This window comes from Niveispirillum sp. FG156, from assembly GCF_057809555.1.
The window spans coordinates 43,972-58,518 of record NZ_JBMDKE010000001.1 but is presented as its reverse complement, the minus strand read 5'-3'; the positions used below and the strand labels follow the sequence as shown (position 1 = coordinate 58,518).

Sequence of the window (14,547 nt, the reverse complement as noted above, 5' to 3'; positions counted from 1 at the left end):
CGGTACCTATGGTGCCAGCACCCCGCCCACAATCCCGGCCAGGACGACATAACGCGCGGCCTTGCCCAGCGTCACCAGCGGCAGGAAAATCCGCAGCCGCACGCCCAGCGTCCCCGCCGCAACGGTCAGTGGATCGCCGATCACGGGCACCCAGGCGAACAGCAGGCTCCAGGCGCCATAGCGGGTGAACAGCGCTTCGGCCCGCGCCAGCTGCGTCGGCGTCACCGGGAACCAGCGCTGGCCCACGAAGCCGCGCAGCCATCGCCCCAGCACCCAGTTGACGACCGACCCCAGTACATTGCCCGCCGTGGCCACCGCCACCAGCCCCCAGGCAGGCCGCGACCCATCGGCCAGCAGCGCCACCAACGCCACCTCCGACCCGCCCGGCAGCAACGTCGCCGCCGCCAGGGACAGGAAGAACAGGCTCCAATAGACGGGGTCGGTGAGCATGGAGGACGTTTGGCCGGGGCTTACAGAAGCTTCGTTCTACCGGCGATGGGAGATACTGCCAACACGGCATTGCTTGCCGGAAACCGGCTGCCGCGCTACGCTGCTTCTACAAACGCAGGTGAACTGGAATGCCCCGGTATAGCGTTATTGATCGCAATTTGTCGGCCAGTATCCAGGCCGCCCTTGATGAGGGCGACCGTACCGGACCTGTGCCCGTCAATGAAGTTCGCGCTATCCTGACCGCGCTGGAACAGGAATGGGAGGCGGAGACTTTGGTGAGTTCGGCTTTACGTTGACTGCAAACAACCCTTCTCGTCATCCCGGCGGAAGCCGGGACCCAGCGTGAGGCGCGGTCCGCGCCGGTATGAGTCATGTCGCAGCTATCTCTGCTCTTGCTGGGTCCCGGCTTCCGCCGGGATGACGATAGCGGGGTGCTTTGAGTCAACCTGGACAGCTCCAGACTGGCATCCCGCCCCGCCTCCCCCTATCATGCCGGCATCATGAGCGAATTTTTCTCCGATCCCGCCCCCGCCCGCCCCGGTACCAATCTGCCCGAACAGTCGGTCAGTGATCTGGCCCGTTCCGTGAAGCGGACGGTGGAGGATGCGTTCGGCTATGTCCGGGTGCGGGGGGAGATCAGCCAGCCCAAGCGCCATTCGTCGGGCCATCTGTACCTGCGCCTGAAGGATGACGCGGCGGTGATCGAGGCTGTGTGCTGGAAAGGCACCGTCGCGCGCCTGTCGGTGCGGCCCGAGGAAGGGATGGAGGTGGTTTGCACCGGCAAACTGACCACATATCCGGGCCGCAGCCAGTATCAGCTGGTCATCGACAACATGGAACTGGCGGGCGAAGGCGCGCTGCTTAAAATGCTGGAGGAGCGCAAGAAGCGGCTGGCCGCCGAAGGCCTGTTCAACCCGGAGCGCAAGAAGCCGCTGCCCTTTCTGCCGCGCGTCATCGGCGTGGTGACCAGCCCGACCGGGGCCGTCATCCGCGACATCCTGCACCGTCTGGCCGACCGCTTCCCCCGTCATGTCCTGCTTTGGCCCGTCGCGGTGCAGGGCGAGGGGGCGGCGGCGCAGGTGGCCCGCGCCATCCAGGGCTTCAACAGCTTGGCCCCCGGCGGGCGCGTGCCACGCCCCGACCTGATCATTGTGGCGCGTGGCGGCGGCAGCCTGGAAGATTTGATGGCCTTCAATGAGGAGGTCGTGGTTCGCGCCGCCGCTGAAAGCCGCATCCCGCTCATCTCCGCCGTCGGGCATGAGACGGACACGACCCTGATCGATTTCGCGTCTGACCGCCGCGCCCCCACGCCCACGGCGGCGGCGGAGATGGCGGTGCCGGTGCGGGCCGACCTGCTGGGTCAGGTGCTGGATGATGAGCGCCGGCTGCACCGTGCCATGACCCGGGCCCTGGATCAGCGCCGTACCTATGTGCAGGGGCTGGCGCGCGGCCTGGGCGATCCGCACGGCCTGCTGGAAGGGCTGACACAGCGGCTGGACGACCGGGCCGAACGCCTGATCCTGTCCATGCGAGGCGGGATCGAACGGCGGCAGACGGCGGTGCGGCAGTTGGGCCTGAAACTGCGCCACCCGCGTGAGGTACTGCGTCTGGCCGCCACCCGGCTGGACGGGGCGGGCCGGGCCCTGCGCACGGGCCTGGAAAGCTCCGTCCGTCTGTCGGAGGGGCGCTATCACCGCATTGCCGACCGCCTGTCCGACCGAACCATCCGCCGTGCCCTGACCGATGGGGCCGCCCGCCTGTCCGACCTGCCCACCCGCATGGAACGCGCGCATCTGGCCGACCTGTCCGCCAAGGGCGATCGGCTGGCGCAGTTGGGCCGTCTGCTGGAAAGCGTGTCCTATCGCGGTGTGCTGTCGCGCGGCTTCGCCCTGGTTACCGATGGTGATGGGCAGCCCGTGACACATGCCGCCGGTTTGACCGATGGGCAGCGTGTGACCATCGCCTTTCAGGACGGCAATGCCGGCGCCACCATCGGTCAGGGCGAGGGAGCGCCGCCGGCCACACCCCCACGCCCGGCGCGGCCCACCCGCAAAGCGGGCGAAGCGGGACCGCAGGGCAGCCTGTTCTGACCACCTGATGAACAGCCCCATACTATCCCCTTGGATAAGGGGGCAGGAATTTACCAATTCCCATACCGGTATATGCTGCCGGTATGAGCGACCTGTTCACATCGTCGAAACCTGCGGCTGCGCTTGCCGGTTCCCGCGTTATGGCGCGGGGTACGGGCTGGGTCGGCTTCATCCTCGGCATGGTGATGGCCGCAGCGCTCGCCGTGATCATCTCCGCACAGCTTTATCAGGATCGCGCTGCCGCGCGCGACCATGCCCAGGAAGCGGCGGTGAACCTGACGGGCGCCATTGCCCGCGATATTTCCCGGCATGTCGATCTGTTCCGCTTCGTCCTGTCGTCCCTGCGCGACACGGTAACCTCACCTGATTTCCAGCAGGTGCCCGAACATCTGCGCGACATGGTCCTGTTTTCCCACACCGCCGCGCCCAAGGCGCTGGGCGTGCTGTTCGTGACGGATGAGAACGGGATCATTGAGGCAGAATCGGGCGGCAATGACGTCAGGGGGCAAAGCCGGGCCTGGCGGCCCTATTTCGCCTATCACCGGGACCATAACGATCCCGCCATGCTGATCACAGGCCCGCTGATTTCGGCCACGACCAAGGACCCGGTGATCGTGCTGTCCATGCGGCTGAACCGCCCGGATGGATCGTTCCGGGGGGTGGTGGTCGCCTCCATGCTGCTGACCTATTTCGATGGGTTGCTGACCGACCTGCAACTGGATGAGGGAGCGGCCCTGACCTTGTTTCTGGATCAGGGCATCATCCTAGCCCGGCAGCCGGCGGACCCGCTGGCCATTGGCCGCGATCTGCGCCAGGATTCCCACCTGCAGGCCATCGTCGGGGAACCGCTGGCCATCTATGAGGAACCGGGGGCGCTGAACGACACGCGGCTTGTCGTTTCCACCGCCGTCGCCGGCTCCACCATGCGGGTCAGCCTGGCACAGTCGCTGGACCTTGTTTACGGACATTGGCAGCGCAAGGCCTGGACCATCGGCCTGACATCCGCCCTGTTGATCAGCGGTATCATCACCCTGATCAGCCTGCTGTATCGGGAAAGCCGGCAGCGGTTGCGCGTACAGTTGGCGCTGGCCGATGCCAATGCCCGGCTGGAACGGATGGCCACTACCGACCCCCTGACCGGTATCGCCAACCGTCGCATGTTCGATGACATGCTGCGGCGGGAACAGGCGCGCGTCACCCGCATGCCGCATGATGCAGCGATCCTGATGATCGATATCGACCTGTTCAAAAGCTTCAACGACACCTATGGCCATGGCGCGGGCGACGCGACCCTGCGGTCGGTGGCGCTGGCTATCACTCGCGCCGTGGCGCGTGGCGGCGATCTTGCAGCCCGGATCGGGGGGGAGGAATTCGCGGTCCTGCTGACCCAAACCGATCTGACCGGCGCGCGCGCCGTGGCCGACCGTATCCGGGAAACAGTGGCCGCCCTGGGCATCCGCCACAGCGGCAGCCCGCATGGCCATGTCACTGTCTCAATCGGTCTGGCCAGCACGGGCGTCGGGCCGGTACCCGCCAGTTTCGACCTGATCCTGGATAGCGCGGATGAAGCGCTCTACACGGCCAAGAAAAATGGCCGCGACCGGGTGGAGGTTGCCTCGCCCTCCATGGTCGCCGCCTGAATTTTATCGGGTTTACGCTGACTGGAAGCACCCCTTTTCGTCATCCCGGCGCCAAGCCGGGATGTCGTAAAGGGGTGCTTCCAGTCAAAAGAAGTCCGCCCTAACCCCGGTAGCGCAGGAAATGGATGCGCGCCTGACTATAGTCGCGCGCATCCAGCGCATCGAACCCCGGCGGCGGCGCAAGGGCATCCTCTGCCCCGATCTCCACACAGACCAGGGCACCCGGCGCGATCCAGCCGGCACGTGACAGGCCGGTCAGGGCCGGCGGCGACAGGTCCTGACCATAGGGCGGGTCCAGAAACACCAGCCGCGCCGCAAACGGGGCTGCTGGCGGCTTGGCGGCATCGCCCAGGATGAAGCGGCACTGCGCCCCCTCCCCCAGCATCTCCGCATTGCGGCGCGCAATGTCCAGCGAGGAGCGGGCCTTGTCCAGCAAGGCCGCGCGGGCGGCACCATGCGACAGCGACTCCAGCGCCAGGGCGCCGGTGCCGCAGAACGCGTCCAGCACATCGGCCCCGTCCAACACGTCGCTGCCATCCTCCATCCAGTCGCCATGCGACAGGATGTTGAACAGCGACTGACGCGTCCGGTCGCTGGTCGGGCGCACGTCACGGCCCGCCGGTGTTTCCAGCCGGCGACCACGATGCTTACCGGCGACGATCCGCACGCGGCGCTCCACCCTTGGGGGCCTTCTGCGGGGACCTGGGGGAGACCGGCTTGCCGCCGCCCTTATCGCCAGCATCCTTGGCCGGCTTGGCAGGCGCCGCGGCGGCGGCGCGTTTGGCCGCCGGCTTCGGCCCGCGGCGGGCGGGGGCGTCGTCATCGGGGATGTCGGCGCCGGCCAGGGCCCGGTCCAGCTTGGCGACGGCACGACGCGCGCTGTCGCTCAAATTATCCCCGGCCCCACGACGGGCAGCCTTTGGCACTTCGGCTTCCACCCGCGACGGCGGGGCCGTGCGCTTGGGCGCGGCGGAGGATGAGGAGGCCTTGCGCGCCCCGCCCATCAGCCGCTCGACACTGTCTCGGGCCTTGGCGGCGGACGGCTTGGCCCTGCCCTTGGTGGCGCTGGCCGGGGCGGCGGCTTCCATGGCCTTGGGCAGCCGGTCATAGCGCATGCGCGGGGCGGCACCCGGTGCCGGCTTGGCCGCACCATCGGCGGGTGCCGGTTCTTCCTCCACGGGGAAGAAATCGGGCATCTGGTCGCGCAGGACGCGGCGCGGCACCTCTTCCACGGCGCCGGGGTCCAGCTTGCCCAGCTGGAACGGGCCATAGGCGACGCGGATCAGGCGGCTGACGGGCAGGCCCAGCCATTCGAAGACGCGGCGAACCTCCCGGTTCTTGCCTTCGCGCAGGCCCACGGTCAGCCAGGAATTATAGCCGACGGTGCGATCGATCACCGTTTCGATGGGGCCATAGGCCAGCCCCTCAACAACCACGCCCTCTTCCAGCTTGCGCATGGTTTCCGGCGTCGGCACGCCATGCACGCGGATACGGTAGCGGCGCAGCCAGCCGGTGGAGGGCAGTTCCAGATGCCGGGCCAACGCCCCGTCATTGGTCAGCAGCAGCAGCCCTTCCGACGCAAGGTCCAGCCGCCCGACAGAGATGACGCGCGGCATGGTGTGCGGCAGATGGTCGAAGACGGTGGCCCGGCCCTTCTCATCCCGCGCCGTCGTCACCAGCCCTTCCGGCTTGTGATAGCGCCACAGGCGGGTGGGTTCCGGCTCCCCCACATTCTGGCCGTCCACCTGGATACGGTCGCCATCGCGGACCAGGAAAGCCGGGCTTTCCAGGGTCACATTATTGACGCGGACGCGGCCTTCGGCGATCCAGCGTTCGGCATCGCGGCGGGAGCAGACGCCGGCACGGGCCAGGCGCTTGGCAATGCGTTCACCCCCGGCAAGCTCGGGCGCGGCATCAGGGTCGGTTTCGTCGGCAACGGCATCAACCGGCACCTGACGCAAGGGGTCATAGCTGTTCTGGGACATGGGCGCGGAGATTACGCGCGAAACAAGATTGCCGCAAGCCACCCCCCGCCTTGACGGGCGCGACCGTCCCATGCAGCCTTGCGCGCATCATGACCGACCTTCCCAATGCCCCCACCCCCATGGACCTTGCCTTTGCCGAAGCCGAACAGGCGGCGGCGCGGGGCGAGGTGCCGGTGGGCGCCGTCGTGGTGGACCCGGCCACGGGCCGCGTGCTGGGTTCCGCCGGCAACCGGACAGAAGAACTGTCCGACCCCACGGCCCATGCCGAGGTGCTGGCCATCCGTCAGGCCGCATCCGCCCTGAACAGCCCGCGCCTGCCCGGCCTGGACCTGTATGTCACGCTGGAACCGTGTGCCATGTGTGCAGGCGCCATCAGTTTTGCCCGGCTGCGGCGGGTCTATTTCGCGGCCTATGATCCCAAGGGCGGGGCCGTCGATCATGGCCCCCGCTATTTCCAGCAGCCGACCTGCCACCACGCGCCCGACGCCTATGGCGGGTTCGGGGAGGCGCGGGCCGCCAGCCTGCTGCGCGATTTCTTCAAGGACAGGCGATAGGAGTTTGATGATGACCAGCCAGTTCCCCGCCGTCACGGTGCTGAGTGATCCCGGCCCGGCGGCTGAAACCTACCGCCCCGCCGCCGACCGCATCCTGACCGGCGACCCGGTACAGTCCGTCAGCAACCGGTTCAGCAGCGCCGATGGCCGTTTCAATTGCGGCATCTGGACAGGGGCCGTCGGTTCCTGGCGCGTGGTTTTCACGGAGAATGAGTTCTGTCAGTTGCTGGAAGGCGTGGTCGTGGTGCGGGGCGATGACGGCACCGAACGCAGGTTCGTGGCGGGCAACGCCTTTGTCATGCCGGCGGGTTTTACCGGCGTATGGGACATCCTGGAGCCGGCAAAGAAATACTACGCGGTTTATGAGTGAGGGTCGCTCATGACCAATGATCTTTGCGCACACGGGTCTTGTAGCGCGGATTAGGCGGTAGCCGTAATCCGCGGAAACCCCGGCGTCGCTCCGCGGATTACGCTTCGCTAATCCGCGCTACGATCCGTCGAAATTTCGCAACGGGCCTCACTCCGGCCAACGCCGATGCTGCCACATCCATTGGCCGGGATCGTCGCGCACCCATTCTTCCAGCAGGGCATTGACCTGCTTCATGGCGGACAGCGTGTCGGCCTTCACATCCCCGGTCCGGGCAAATTCCAGCGGCGGCAGGATGGTGACGCGGAACCGCGCCGCGCCGGTCCGCACCACGCGGATGGGCACGGCGGGCGCGTCATAGCGCAGGGCGAGATCGGCCAGGACCGTGCCCGTCCGCGCCTCCCGCCCCAGGAACGGCACCAGCGGCCCTTCGTTCAGTTTCTGATCGACCAGCAGGCCGACATGCCCACCGGCCCGGATGGCCGCCATCAGGCCGCGCGCCGCCTCCCGCCCCTTGGGCACCATGGTGCCACCCAGGGGGGCGCGGGCACGGGCCAGCATCTCGGCCACGAACGGATTGTTGGGCTTGCGGAACACATAGGTCAGGTGCAGGCCCACCCGCGCCGACACCATGGCGCAGAGTTCCCAATTGGCGAAATGGCCGGTGAAGACGATGCCGGGCCGGTCATCGCCGACCAGCGCCTGCAGATGCTCCAACCCCGTCACCTGCACATGCCGGTCGAAATCCGCCGCGATACGGTCCAGATGCACATATTCGGCAAAGGTGCGGCCCAGATTGTCCCAGGCCTGGGTAATGATGGCATCGACGCGCGCCGGTTCCAGCCCCGGCAGCGCGCGGGCGATATCACGCCGCATGCGCCGCGACCGCGACAGGCGCGGGCCGATCCGGCGCAGCAGGCCGCCGCCCAGGTCCGATGCCTGTTCGGGCGATAGCAGGCGCATGGTCGCGATGAACAGCCAGACGAAAGCGGCTTGCAGACGATAGCCGACCACCCGGTCGAACCGGCGGCGCAGGCGGCTGTGGTCAGCCATGGCGCGTCTCCATCAACCGGTCCAGCAGCCCCTCCACCACCACAGGATCATCCCAGGACAGACGGACGGGCAGCACCGCCACACGCGGCCGCCAGATGGGGGACAGGCGCATCGCGTCCTTTTCCGTCGTCACCAGCGTGGCGCCCAGCGCCTGCGCCCGTGCCAGCAGGGCGGACAGGTCCGCCGCACGGAACGGGTGATGGTCGGCAAACGCCCTTTCCGCCACCACCGACAGCCCGGCGTCGCGCAGGGTTGCGAAGAATTTTGCAGGCCGCCCGATCCCGGCAAAGGCCAGCAAGGGCCGGCCCCGCAATGGCGCCAGCGCCGCCGGATCGGGCAGAAGCCGGGCCGTCAGCACGGGCAGCGCGCCCGCCACGGACCGCGCCGCCGCCAGACCCGGCCCATCGCCGATGACCACCAGCGCATCCGCGCGTTTCAACCCGCCGGCTACACTCTCCCGCAGCGGTCCCGCCGGCATGACACGGCCATTGCCGAACCCGGCCCCGGCATCGACGACAATCAGCGACAGATCCTTATGCAGGGCCTGGTTCTGAAATCCATCATCCAGGATGATGGCGCCCAAACCCGTCTCCACCATGGCCTTGGCCGCCGCCACCCGGTCCCGCCCGACCCAGGCGGCACCCGTAGCGGCCAACAGCAGCGGCTCATCCCCCACATCCATTGCGTGGTGATGGGCCTGGTCCACGGCAAGCGGCCCCCGCATGCGCCCGCCATGGCCGCGCGACAGCGACGCCGCCGCCACACCACGCGCGCGCAGCCGCGCCGTCAGGTCCCGTACCACGGGCGTCTTGCCGGCCCCGCCCGCCACCAGATTGCCAACGCACAGCACCGGCACCGGCGCCTTCACCGGTACCCGCAACCGCAGCACGGCACCCGCCCGCCACAGCCATGACAGCGGCGTCAGCAGCGCCGACAGCAGGCCCGGCGGGGCGTACCAGAAGGCAGGGGCGCGCATCAGCCCACCCCCGCCCGGTTCAGCAGCGGTGCCAGTGCGGCCATCACCCGGTCGATGGCCGTGGCATTGCGCAGGGCCACCTCTCGTGCCGCCTCCGCCTGCGCCTGTCGCCGCACAGGATCGGACAGCAGGCCCGCCACGGCATCGGCGATCTGTTCGGGGCCGGCCAGGGGCAGAAGCCCGCCAGCCGCCTGCATCTCCGCCGCAACTTCCGCGAAATTGAACATATGCGGGCCATGGATGACGGCGCTGTGCAGCAGGGCCGGTTCGATGGGGTTATGCCCTCCCACGGGCATGAAGGACCCGCCCATCACCGTGACCGGTGCCAGACGGAAGACCAGCCCCATCTCCCCCAGCGTATCCATCAGGAAGACCGCATCCCCCGCCCCCGGTAGCCCACCCTCGCTGCGGCGGGAAAAAGACAGGCCGGCAGCGGACAGCATCCCCGCCACCTCCCCCCCCCGGTCGGGATGGCGCGGCACCAGCAGCAGCAGCGCGTCGGGCAGGTGCCGGCGCAGTTCCGCCTGCGCCGCGATGGCCATCGCCTCCTCCCCCGCATGGCTGCTGGCAAAGGTCCAGACGGGGCGGGGGCCGATGGCAGCCGACAGGGTGTCCAGCGCCGCCGGATCGGCGGGCAAGGGCGGGGCTGAATATTTCAGATTGCCCACGGCCCGCACATCCGCAATGCCCAGCGCCGACAACCGTTCCGCCTCCACCCCCGTCTGGGCCAGGGCCAGTTGGAACACGGACAGAAGCCGCCGGGCGGCGCGCGGAAAGCGCCGCCAATTACCAAAGCTTTTGGCCGACAGGCGCGCATTGACCAGGGCACAGGGAATGCCGGCCCGCCGGATGGCAGACAGGAGATTGGGCCAGAATTCCGATTCCACCCACAGCACCAGATCGGGCCGCCAATGGGCCAGGAAGCCATCGACGGCGCCGGGCAGGTCCACCGGCACATATTGATGGAACGCACGCGGCCCCGGCAGCCGCCTTGCCATCAGCGCAGCGGACGTCACCGTGCCCGTCGTTACCATCACCCGCACCTGCGGCCCCCGTGACAGCAGCCGATCCACCAGCGGCAGCACCGCCAGCGCCTCCCCCACCGAGGCGGCATGGACCCAGACCAGCCGCCCCGCCGGACGGGGCAGCAGCGGACGGCCCAGCCGTTCATGCCGGCGGGCCGGATCTTCCTTGCCATGCGCGGCACGCCGGTCCAGCAGCCGGCCAATGGCCGGGCCGGCCAGATGCGTCAGGCCGCGATAAAGGCTGTACAACATGGGGGGATCGGGGTCTCTGGCATTGTCACGGCAAGCTAGCACGGTGAAAACCCTGCCCGCCACCATGGCCGTTCCCCGGCTCCCATGCCGCCCATCGCCATAATTCAGCCTTGATCATTGTTCAATTTGGCATGAAGCCATCTGCGGCAAAGGGGATTTCTGGGCAAGAAAGCGCTTAGCCCCCTTGACGTGGACGCCACGAGGCATGACCTTAGGGACATGATGCGGGCGTCCGTGGGACGGCCCGGTTCCCCCGATTGTGGCGCTGCCCCGGTCTTCAGGACAGGCACCGCCCCGGCAGTGGAGAGAATTGCGATGCGTAACGCTGTCACCCGTCACACCCGCGCCGCCGGTATTGCCGCCCTGCTGGTGGCTGTTCCGATGTCGGCGCCGGCCTTGGCGGACGAAGCGGGCAAGCCCGTGAATACCTTCAAGCCGATCAGCCGCGACGTGACGCCCGGTGAACGCGCCGCCGCCCAATCCTATGCCCGCCCCGGTGCCGATGCCGCCGCTGCCGCCGCCCTGGCCTTGTCGGGGGAGAACAGCACCCGCCTGCCGGATGGGTTCAGCCTGTCGGTCAGCGGCAACATGCCGTCCTTCAGCAGCGGATATGGCGCCCGCCGGTCGAACCAGCTGCTGGGCGACGGGCAGATCGGGTATGACGCCGAGCCGTTTTATTCCAACAATCGCGGCTACTACACGCCCTATGGCTATTCCTATGGCACGCCGCGCCTGAATTATAACGAGAGCTTCCTGCGCCATAAGTATGGCGGCAATATCCTGGGTGCCCCGTCCGTGTCGGCGCCGCTGGAATTCTGGGACGGGCGCCGGTGACATCATGAAAGCGGGCGGCTTAGCGATCACGATCCTTTGCCTGCTGAGTTTTCAGCCCGCTTTTGCCGCCGATACCCCTGCCAACAGCTTTAAGCCCCTGCCCAGCACCGATCCGCTTCCAGGGGAGATCGTATCCCTGGATAATGCCGACCTGCGTGTGCGCGAAGCACTGCCGCCACCCTGTACCGGACGCAGCCAGAAGGGCGCGCAGGCCGGGACCTGGATCGGGGCTGCCGTCGGCCTGATGGCCGGGATGGCACTGGGCGATGATAATGACAGCAGCGTGACCACCGCCGCCAAGGGACTGGCGGGGGCCGGCGTGGGGTCCACCATTGGCTATCTGGCGGGCCGTGCCTATGACGGGCCACGGGATTGCCCCGGCATGAAGGCCGAACTGCCGCGCAGCCCCATTTCCCCCATCGCGGATGAAGTCAGCTGGGAAGAACGCCGCCGCACGCTGGCCGGCGGACCGTAACCAATACGCTTTCGTGTACGTGACGGATTCACCTTGGCGAATCGGTGTGCTAGATTCCGCGCCAGGTGTTTGGACCGGCCTTTCCTGCCGGCCTTCGTAGTGTTGGAGTGGCCGCCATGGCGATGCGCGTTCGTGAGGATTATCGTGGCCTGACCGGGCCTGAAAAGGCCTCCATCCTGATGCTTGCGCTGGGCGAGGAAATCGCATCGAAGCTGTTCGCCCTGATGGGCGATGACGAGATCAAGGAACTGTCCCAGACCATGGCCAATCTCGGCTCGGTCAGTTCCAATCTGGTTGAGCGCCTGTTCGTCGAGTTCGCGGAGCAGATCAGCTCCACCGGCTCGCTGGTCGGTTCGTTCGACAGTACGGAGCGCCTGCTGACCAAGGTCCTGCCCAAGGACAAGGTCGACCAGATCATGGAGGAAATCCGTGGTCCTGCCGGTCGTACCATGTGGGACAAGCTGACCAACGTGAACGAGCAGGTGCTGGCCAACTACCTGAAAAACGAATATCCGCAGACCGTCGCCGTGATCATGTCCAAGATCAAGGGCGACCATGCGGGCCGCGTGCTCCAGCTTCTGCCCGAAAGCTTCGCGATGGAAGTCATCATGCGTATGCTGCGCATGGAAGCGGTGCAGAAGGAAGTTATCGACGATATCGAGCGCACGCTGCGCACCGAATTCATGTCGAACCTGGCCCGCACCAACCGCCGCGACGCGCACGAGATGATGGCGGAAATCTTCAACAGCTTTGACCGCAACACCGAAAGCCGGTTCATCGCGGCCCTGGAAGAACGCAACCGCGACAGCGCCGAACGTATCCGCGCCCTGATGTTCACCTTTGAGGATCTGTCGAAACTGGACCCAAGCGGCATCCAGACCCTGCTGCGCAGCGTGGACAAGCAGAAGCTGGCCACCGCCCTGAAGGGCGCATCGGACACGCTGAAGGATCTGTTCTTCACCAACATGTCCGAACGCGCGGCCAAGATCATGCGCGAGGATATGGGCGCCATGGGCCCCATCCGCCTGCGCGACGTGGACGAGGCGCAGATGTACATGGTGCAGCTGACCAAGGACATGGCCGCGCGCGGCGAAATCGTCATCGCCAGCGGCAAGGGCGAGGACGAGCTGGTTTATTGATCATGGGCAGAAGGGTGCGGGCGACCGTCAGCGCATGCCGCTCTCGTACCGCCATGCCTTGACGGTGTTGGTTGCGACATCCCGCATGAAGGGCAGTGTTGATGGGTGTTGGCCTTCGGCCAAGGCCCGCGCCATCAGCAGGTAATCGACCCACAGGTTCTTGCGGTCGCCTTCCCGCATGCTGAGCCCCGTCCAGGTCAGGATGTCGATCCAGCGATCCCGCCTGCCGGGCAACCATTCCTGCAATATTGCTTCAACCTGCTTTTGCCGCGACCGCTTCTTGCCTTTAAGCAGGCGATCAATCCCTGGGTCGCTTTCGAACCACGACGCTGCGATCGGCAGGCTTGCGATCCAATGGCCGCTTATCTTCAGGGCCTGCTCGAATGCCTTGGCGTCCGTCAGTTCACCGGGCACCCCTGCCAATATGTCACGCAGCATGTCCTGGCTGGCCGGCTGCCTTTCGGGTGTCAGGGACGGCAGGGCCAATATTTCGGCCACCTGCAACAGGCCGAAGGGAATAGCCTGCCCCGTCTCAACATTCATGGCCAGGAAATGGCCGAGTGCCTGACGCAGATACAGGGGGCCGGAGAGATTCAAGCCCATATGGGCATCCACCTCGTCCAGTATCGATGACATTTCCGCCTTGGACATGCCGGTTTTCACCCAGGCGTCCAGCACGCCATGGTCCAGCTTGAGCAGAATGGAGACAAGCGCCTGCTTGCGCCCCTGCTTCATCTGTACAAACAGGCTTTGCGCGCCGGCGCCATCTATGCCGGACGCGAGAAACTCGATCACAGCAGGTGCGGGCAATGGCGGGCAATCCAATCCCTTCATCCGGGCCGCCTTGATGGCGGCATCGATATCAGGATGCAGGGTGGCCGGCAGCAGATTGCGTGACAGGATCAGCCGGCGCAGCATCTCCGGCGTCAAAAGCCCGCGTTCCGCAACTTGACGAAGTCCCTCCGCTGCGCGGTGCCGAACCTCTTCCTCTTCATCGAACAACCAGGCCAAGCCCAGGGCGCGCACCGACGGGTTCTTGTCGTTGGTCAGCAGCTCAAAGCCCAGGAGCCCGCGCACCGGTGCGGGCATGGCGGACAGCATGGGGGCCATCTCCTGATGGACCGCGAATATGTCCCCATCCATTCCCTGGATCGTCTGGGCCAACGCATCAATCACGCCGTCGATATCCAGATCCTGCGTGTCGGACGGCGCCGTATTCATCAGGATATCGCGAAACGCCTCCCCAGGAACATGTCCAACGGCCTGGAAAAGCCGCAGCAAGGCCAGCAGGCTGTCCGGGAGGAGGCGTCCCTGCTGCAACAGGTTGGCAATCACGGCCTCGATATTAAGCAGGATCTGCGACATCCCGGCGCGTTCCGCCTTCGCACCTTGCACCAATTCCATGAAAACATCCGCGAGAATGGCTTCATAGACCCGCAGGAGCTTGGCGTTGGGCCGCGCCTTCGCCATCTCGCTCGCGAACAGCATCACCAGATCCTCCGGCCCGCCATCCGTTCGCACGATAGACATCCCGATTTCAGGCGAAAGGCTGATTTGCTGACCTTTGCGAACCTGACCGGCGATCAGCTTGACGAGTGCGGCGAGTTCAAGAGACATCGGATGAGTCCGGACGATTGACGGCGGACCAACCTAAACTTCATCGGCTCGGGAACGCAATCCATCGTCGTTGAATCAGAAAGGCCCCCG

General features: G+C 66.6%; 15 protein-coding genes. 8 read left to right on the top strand and 7 right to left on the bottom strand.

Annotation, left to right across the window (positions count from 1 at the left end):
• Positions 1 to 6: 6 nt before the first annotated feature.
• Positions 7 to 450 (bottom strand): YqaA family protein, encoded by a 444-nt coding sequence (locus tag ACODSP_RS00300; RefSeq protein ID WP_488963646.1) that lies wholly within the window; start codon positions 448 to 450, stop codon positions 7 to 9.
• Between the two features lie 128 nt (positions 451 to 578).
• Here ACODSP_RS00300 and ACODSP_RS00295 point away from each other — a divergent pair, with 128 nt between their 5' ends.
• The 3 genes from ACODSP_RS00295 (at position 579) to ACODSP_RS00285 (ending at position 4,180) form a co-directional block, all read left to right on the top strand.
• A complete protein-coding gene (locus ACODSP_RS00295; protein ID WP_488963645.1) occupies positions 579 to 746 on the top strand; it encodes a hypothetical protein in 168 nt (55 codons plus the stop codon).
• 204 nt (positions 747 to 950) lie between these two features.
• Positions 951 to 2,540: an exodeoxyribonuclease VII large subunit gene (gene xseA, locus ACODSP_RS00290; protein ID WP_488963644.1), complete on the top strand. Its 1,590-nt coding sequence runs from the start codon at positions 951 to 953 to the stop codon at positions 2,538 to 2,540.
• Positions 2,541 to 2,623: 83 nt separating this feature from the next.
• Positions 2,624 to 4,180 carry a sensor domain-containing diguanylate cyclase gene (locus tag ACODSP_RS00285; protein WP_488963643.1) on the top strand — a complete coding sequence of 519 codons (1,557 nt, stop codon included), beginning with the start codon at positions 2,624 to 2,626 and terminating at the stop codon, positions 4,178 to 4,180.
• A gap of 100 nt (positions 4,181 to 4,280) precedes the next feature.
• Here ACODSP_RS00285 and ACODSP_RS00280 read toward each other — a convergent pair whose 3' ends face one another.
• Together ACODSP_RS00280 and ACODSP_RS00275 are read right to left on the bottom strand one after the other, a co-directional pair.
• A complete protein-coding gene (locus tag ACODSP_RS00280; RefSeq protein ID WP_488963642.1) occupies positions 4,281 to 4,847 on the bottom strand; it encodes an RsmD family RNA methyltransferase in 567 nt (188 codons plus the stop codon).
• The gene (locus ACODSP_RS00275; protein ID WP_488963641.1) at positions 4,828 to 6,165 is read right to left on the bottom strand and encodes a pseudouridine synthase; all 1,338 of its coding nucleotides are present in this window, start codon (positions 6,163 to 6,165) and stop codon (positions 4,828 to 4,830) included. Before ACODSP_RS00275 ends, ACODSP_RS00280 begins: the two co-directional genes overlap by 20 nt.
• A gap of 89 nt (positions 6,166 to 6,254) precedes the next feature.
• On the opposite strand from ACODSP_RS00275, the gene ACODSP_RS00270 reads away from it, so the two are divergent.
• Together ACODSP_RS00270 and ACODSP_RS00265 are read left to right on the top strand one after the other, a co-directional pair.
• Positions 6,255 to 6,719: a nucleoside deaminase gene (locus tag ACODSP_RS00270; RefSeq protein ID WP_054167092.1), complete on the top strand. Its 465-nt coding sequence runs from the start codon at positions 6,255 to 6,257 to the stop codon at positions 6,717 to 6,719.
• Between the two features lie 7 nt (positions 6,720 to 6,726).
• On the top strand, positions 6,727 to 7,089 hold the full coding sequence (locus tag ACODSP_RS00265; RefSeq protein WP_488963640.1) for a cupin domain-containing protein: 363 nt from the start codon (positions 6,727 to 6,729) through the stop codon (positions 7,087 to 7,089).
• A gap of 147 nt (positions 7,090 to 7,236) precedes the next feature.
• Here the strand turns inward: ACODSP_RS00265 and ACODSP_RS00260 are convergent, their stop codons facing one another.
• Genes ACODSP_RS00260 through ACODSP_RS00250 form a run of 3 tightly spaced genes read right to left on the bottom strand, consistent with a single transcriptional unit; the run spans position 7,237 to position 10,392 of the window.
• Positions 7,237 to 8,139, bottom strand: coding sequence for a lipid A biosynthesis lauroyl acyltransferase (locus tag ACODSP_RS00260; RefSeq protein ID WP_488963639.1), 903 nt, complete (start codon positions 8,137 to 8,139; stop codon positions 7,237 to 7,239).
• Complete coding sequence (lpxK, locus tag ACODSP_RS00255; RefSeq protein ID WP_488963638.1) at positions 8,132 to 9,115, bottom strand: tetraacyldisaccharide 4'-kinase; 984 nt, start codon at positions 9,113 to 9,115, stop codon at positions 8,132 to 8,134. The genes ACODSP_RS00260 and lpxK overlap by 8 nt, the downstream gene beginning before the upstream one ends.
• Entirely contained in the window at positions 9,115 to 10,392 is a 1,278-nt protein-coding gene (locus tag ACODSP_RS00250; protein WP_488963637.1) for a 3-deoxy-D-manno-octulosonic acid transferase, read from the bottom strand. Before ACODSP_RS00250 ends, lpxK begins: the two co-directional genes overlap by 1 nt.
• A 315-nt stretch (positions 10,393 to 10,707) precedes the next feature.
• Between ACODSP_RS00250 and ACODSP_RS00245 the strand changes: the two genes are divergently transcribed.
• From ACODSP_RS00245 to fliG, 3 genes are all read left to right on the top strand, one after another.
• Positions 10,708 to 11,226: a hypothetical protein gene (locus ACODSP_RS00245; RefSeq protein WP_488963636.1), complete on the top strand. Its 519-nt coding sequence runs from the start codon at positions 10,708 to 10,710 to the stop codon at positions 11,224 to 11,226.
• Positions 11,227 to 11,230: 4 nt separating this feature from the next.
• Positions 11,231 to 11,701 carry a hypothetical protein gene (locus ACODSP_RS00240; protein WP_488963635.1) on the top strand — a complete coding sequence of 157 codons (471 nt, stop codon included), beginning with the start codon at positions 11,231 to 11,233 and terminating at the stop codon, positions 11,699 to 11,701.
• A 116-nt stretch (positions 11,702 to 11,817) separates the two neighbouring features.
• On the top strand, positions 11,818 to 12,840 hold the full coding sequence (fliG, locus tag ACODSP_RS00235; protein WP_054167087.1) for a flagellar motor switch protein FliG: 1,023 nt from the start codon (positions 11,818 to 11,820) through the stop codon (positions 12,838 to 12,840).
• A 27-nt stretch (positions 12,841 to 12,867) separates the two neighbouring features.
• Here the strand turns inward: fliG and ACODSP_RS00230 are convergent, their stop codons facing one another.
• Positions 12,868 to 14,370: a DUF7401 domain-containing protein gene (locus ACODSP_RS00230; RefSeq protein ID WP_488963634.1), complete on the bottom strand. Its 1,503-nt coding sequence runs from the start codon at positions 14,368 to 14,370 to the stop codon at positions 12,868 to 12,870.
• Positions 14,371 to 14,547: the final 177 nt, after the last annotated feature.

What these genes read in the sequence shown, in the direction of transcription:
- ACODSP_RS00270 (WP_054167092.1), top strand. Translation starts at nt 6,255, where the DNA reads ATGACCGACCTTCCCAATGCCCCCACCCCCATGGACCTTGCCTTTGCC.
- lpxK (WP_488963638.1), bottom strand. Translation starts at nt 9,115, where the DNA reads ATGCGCGCCCCTGCCTTCTGGTACGCCCCGCCGGGCCTGCTGTCGGCG.
- ACODSP_RS00250 (WP_488963637.1), bottom strand. Translation starts at nt 10,392, where the DNA reads ATGTTGTACAGCCTTTATCGCGGCCTGACGCATCTGGCCGGCCCGGCC.
- ACODSP_RS00240 (WP_488963635.1), top strand. Translation starts at nt 11,231, where the DNA reads ATGAAAGCGGGCGGCTTAGCGATCACGATCCTTTGCCTGCTGAGTTTT.
- fliG (WP_054167087.1), top strand. Translation starts at nt 11,818, where the DNA reads ATGGCGATGCGCGTTCGTGAGGATTATCGTGGCCTGACCGGGCCTGAA.
- ACODSP_RS00265 (WP_488963640.1), top strand. Translation starts at nt 6,727, where the DNA reads ATGATGACCAGCCAGTTCCCCGCCGTCACGGTGCTGAGTGATCCCGGC.
- ACODSP_RS00230 (WP_488963634.1), bottom strand. Translation starts at nt 14,370, where the DNA reads ATGTCTATCGTGCGAACGGATGGCGGGCCGGAGGATCTGGTGATGCTG.
- ACODSP_RS00245 (WP_488963636.1), top strand. Translation starts at nt 10,708, where the DNA reads ATGCGTAACGCTGTCACCCGTCACACCCGCGCCGCCGGTATTGCCGCC.
- ACODSP_RS00275 (WP_488963641.1), bottom strand. Translation starts at nt 6,165, where the DNA reads ATGTCCCAGAACAGCTATGACCCCTTGCGTCAGGTGCCGGTTGATGCC.
- ACODSP_RS00295 (WP_488963645.1), top strand. Translation starts at nt 579, where the DNA reads ATGCCCCGGTATAGCGTTATTGATCGCAATTTGTCGGCCAGTATCCAG.
- ACODSP_RS00285 (WP_488963643.1), top strand. Translation starts at nt 2,624, where the DNA reads ATGAGCGACCTGTTCACATCGTCGAAACCTGCGGCTGCGCTTGCCGGT.
- ACODSP_RS00300 (WP_488963646.1), bottom strand. Translation starts at nt 450, where the DNA reads ATGCTCACCGACCCCGTCTATTGGAGCCTGTTCTTCCTGTCCCTGGCG.
- xseA (WP_488963644.1), top strand. Translation starts at nt 951, where the DNA reads ATGAGCGAATTTTTCTCCGATCCCGCCCCCGCCCGCCCCGGTACCAAT.
- ACODSP_RS00260 (WP_488963639.1), bottom strand. Translation starts at nt 8,139, where the DNA reads ATGGCTGACCACAGCCGCCTGCGCCGCCGGTTCGACCGGGTGGTCGGC.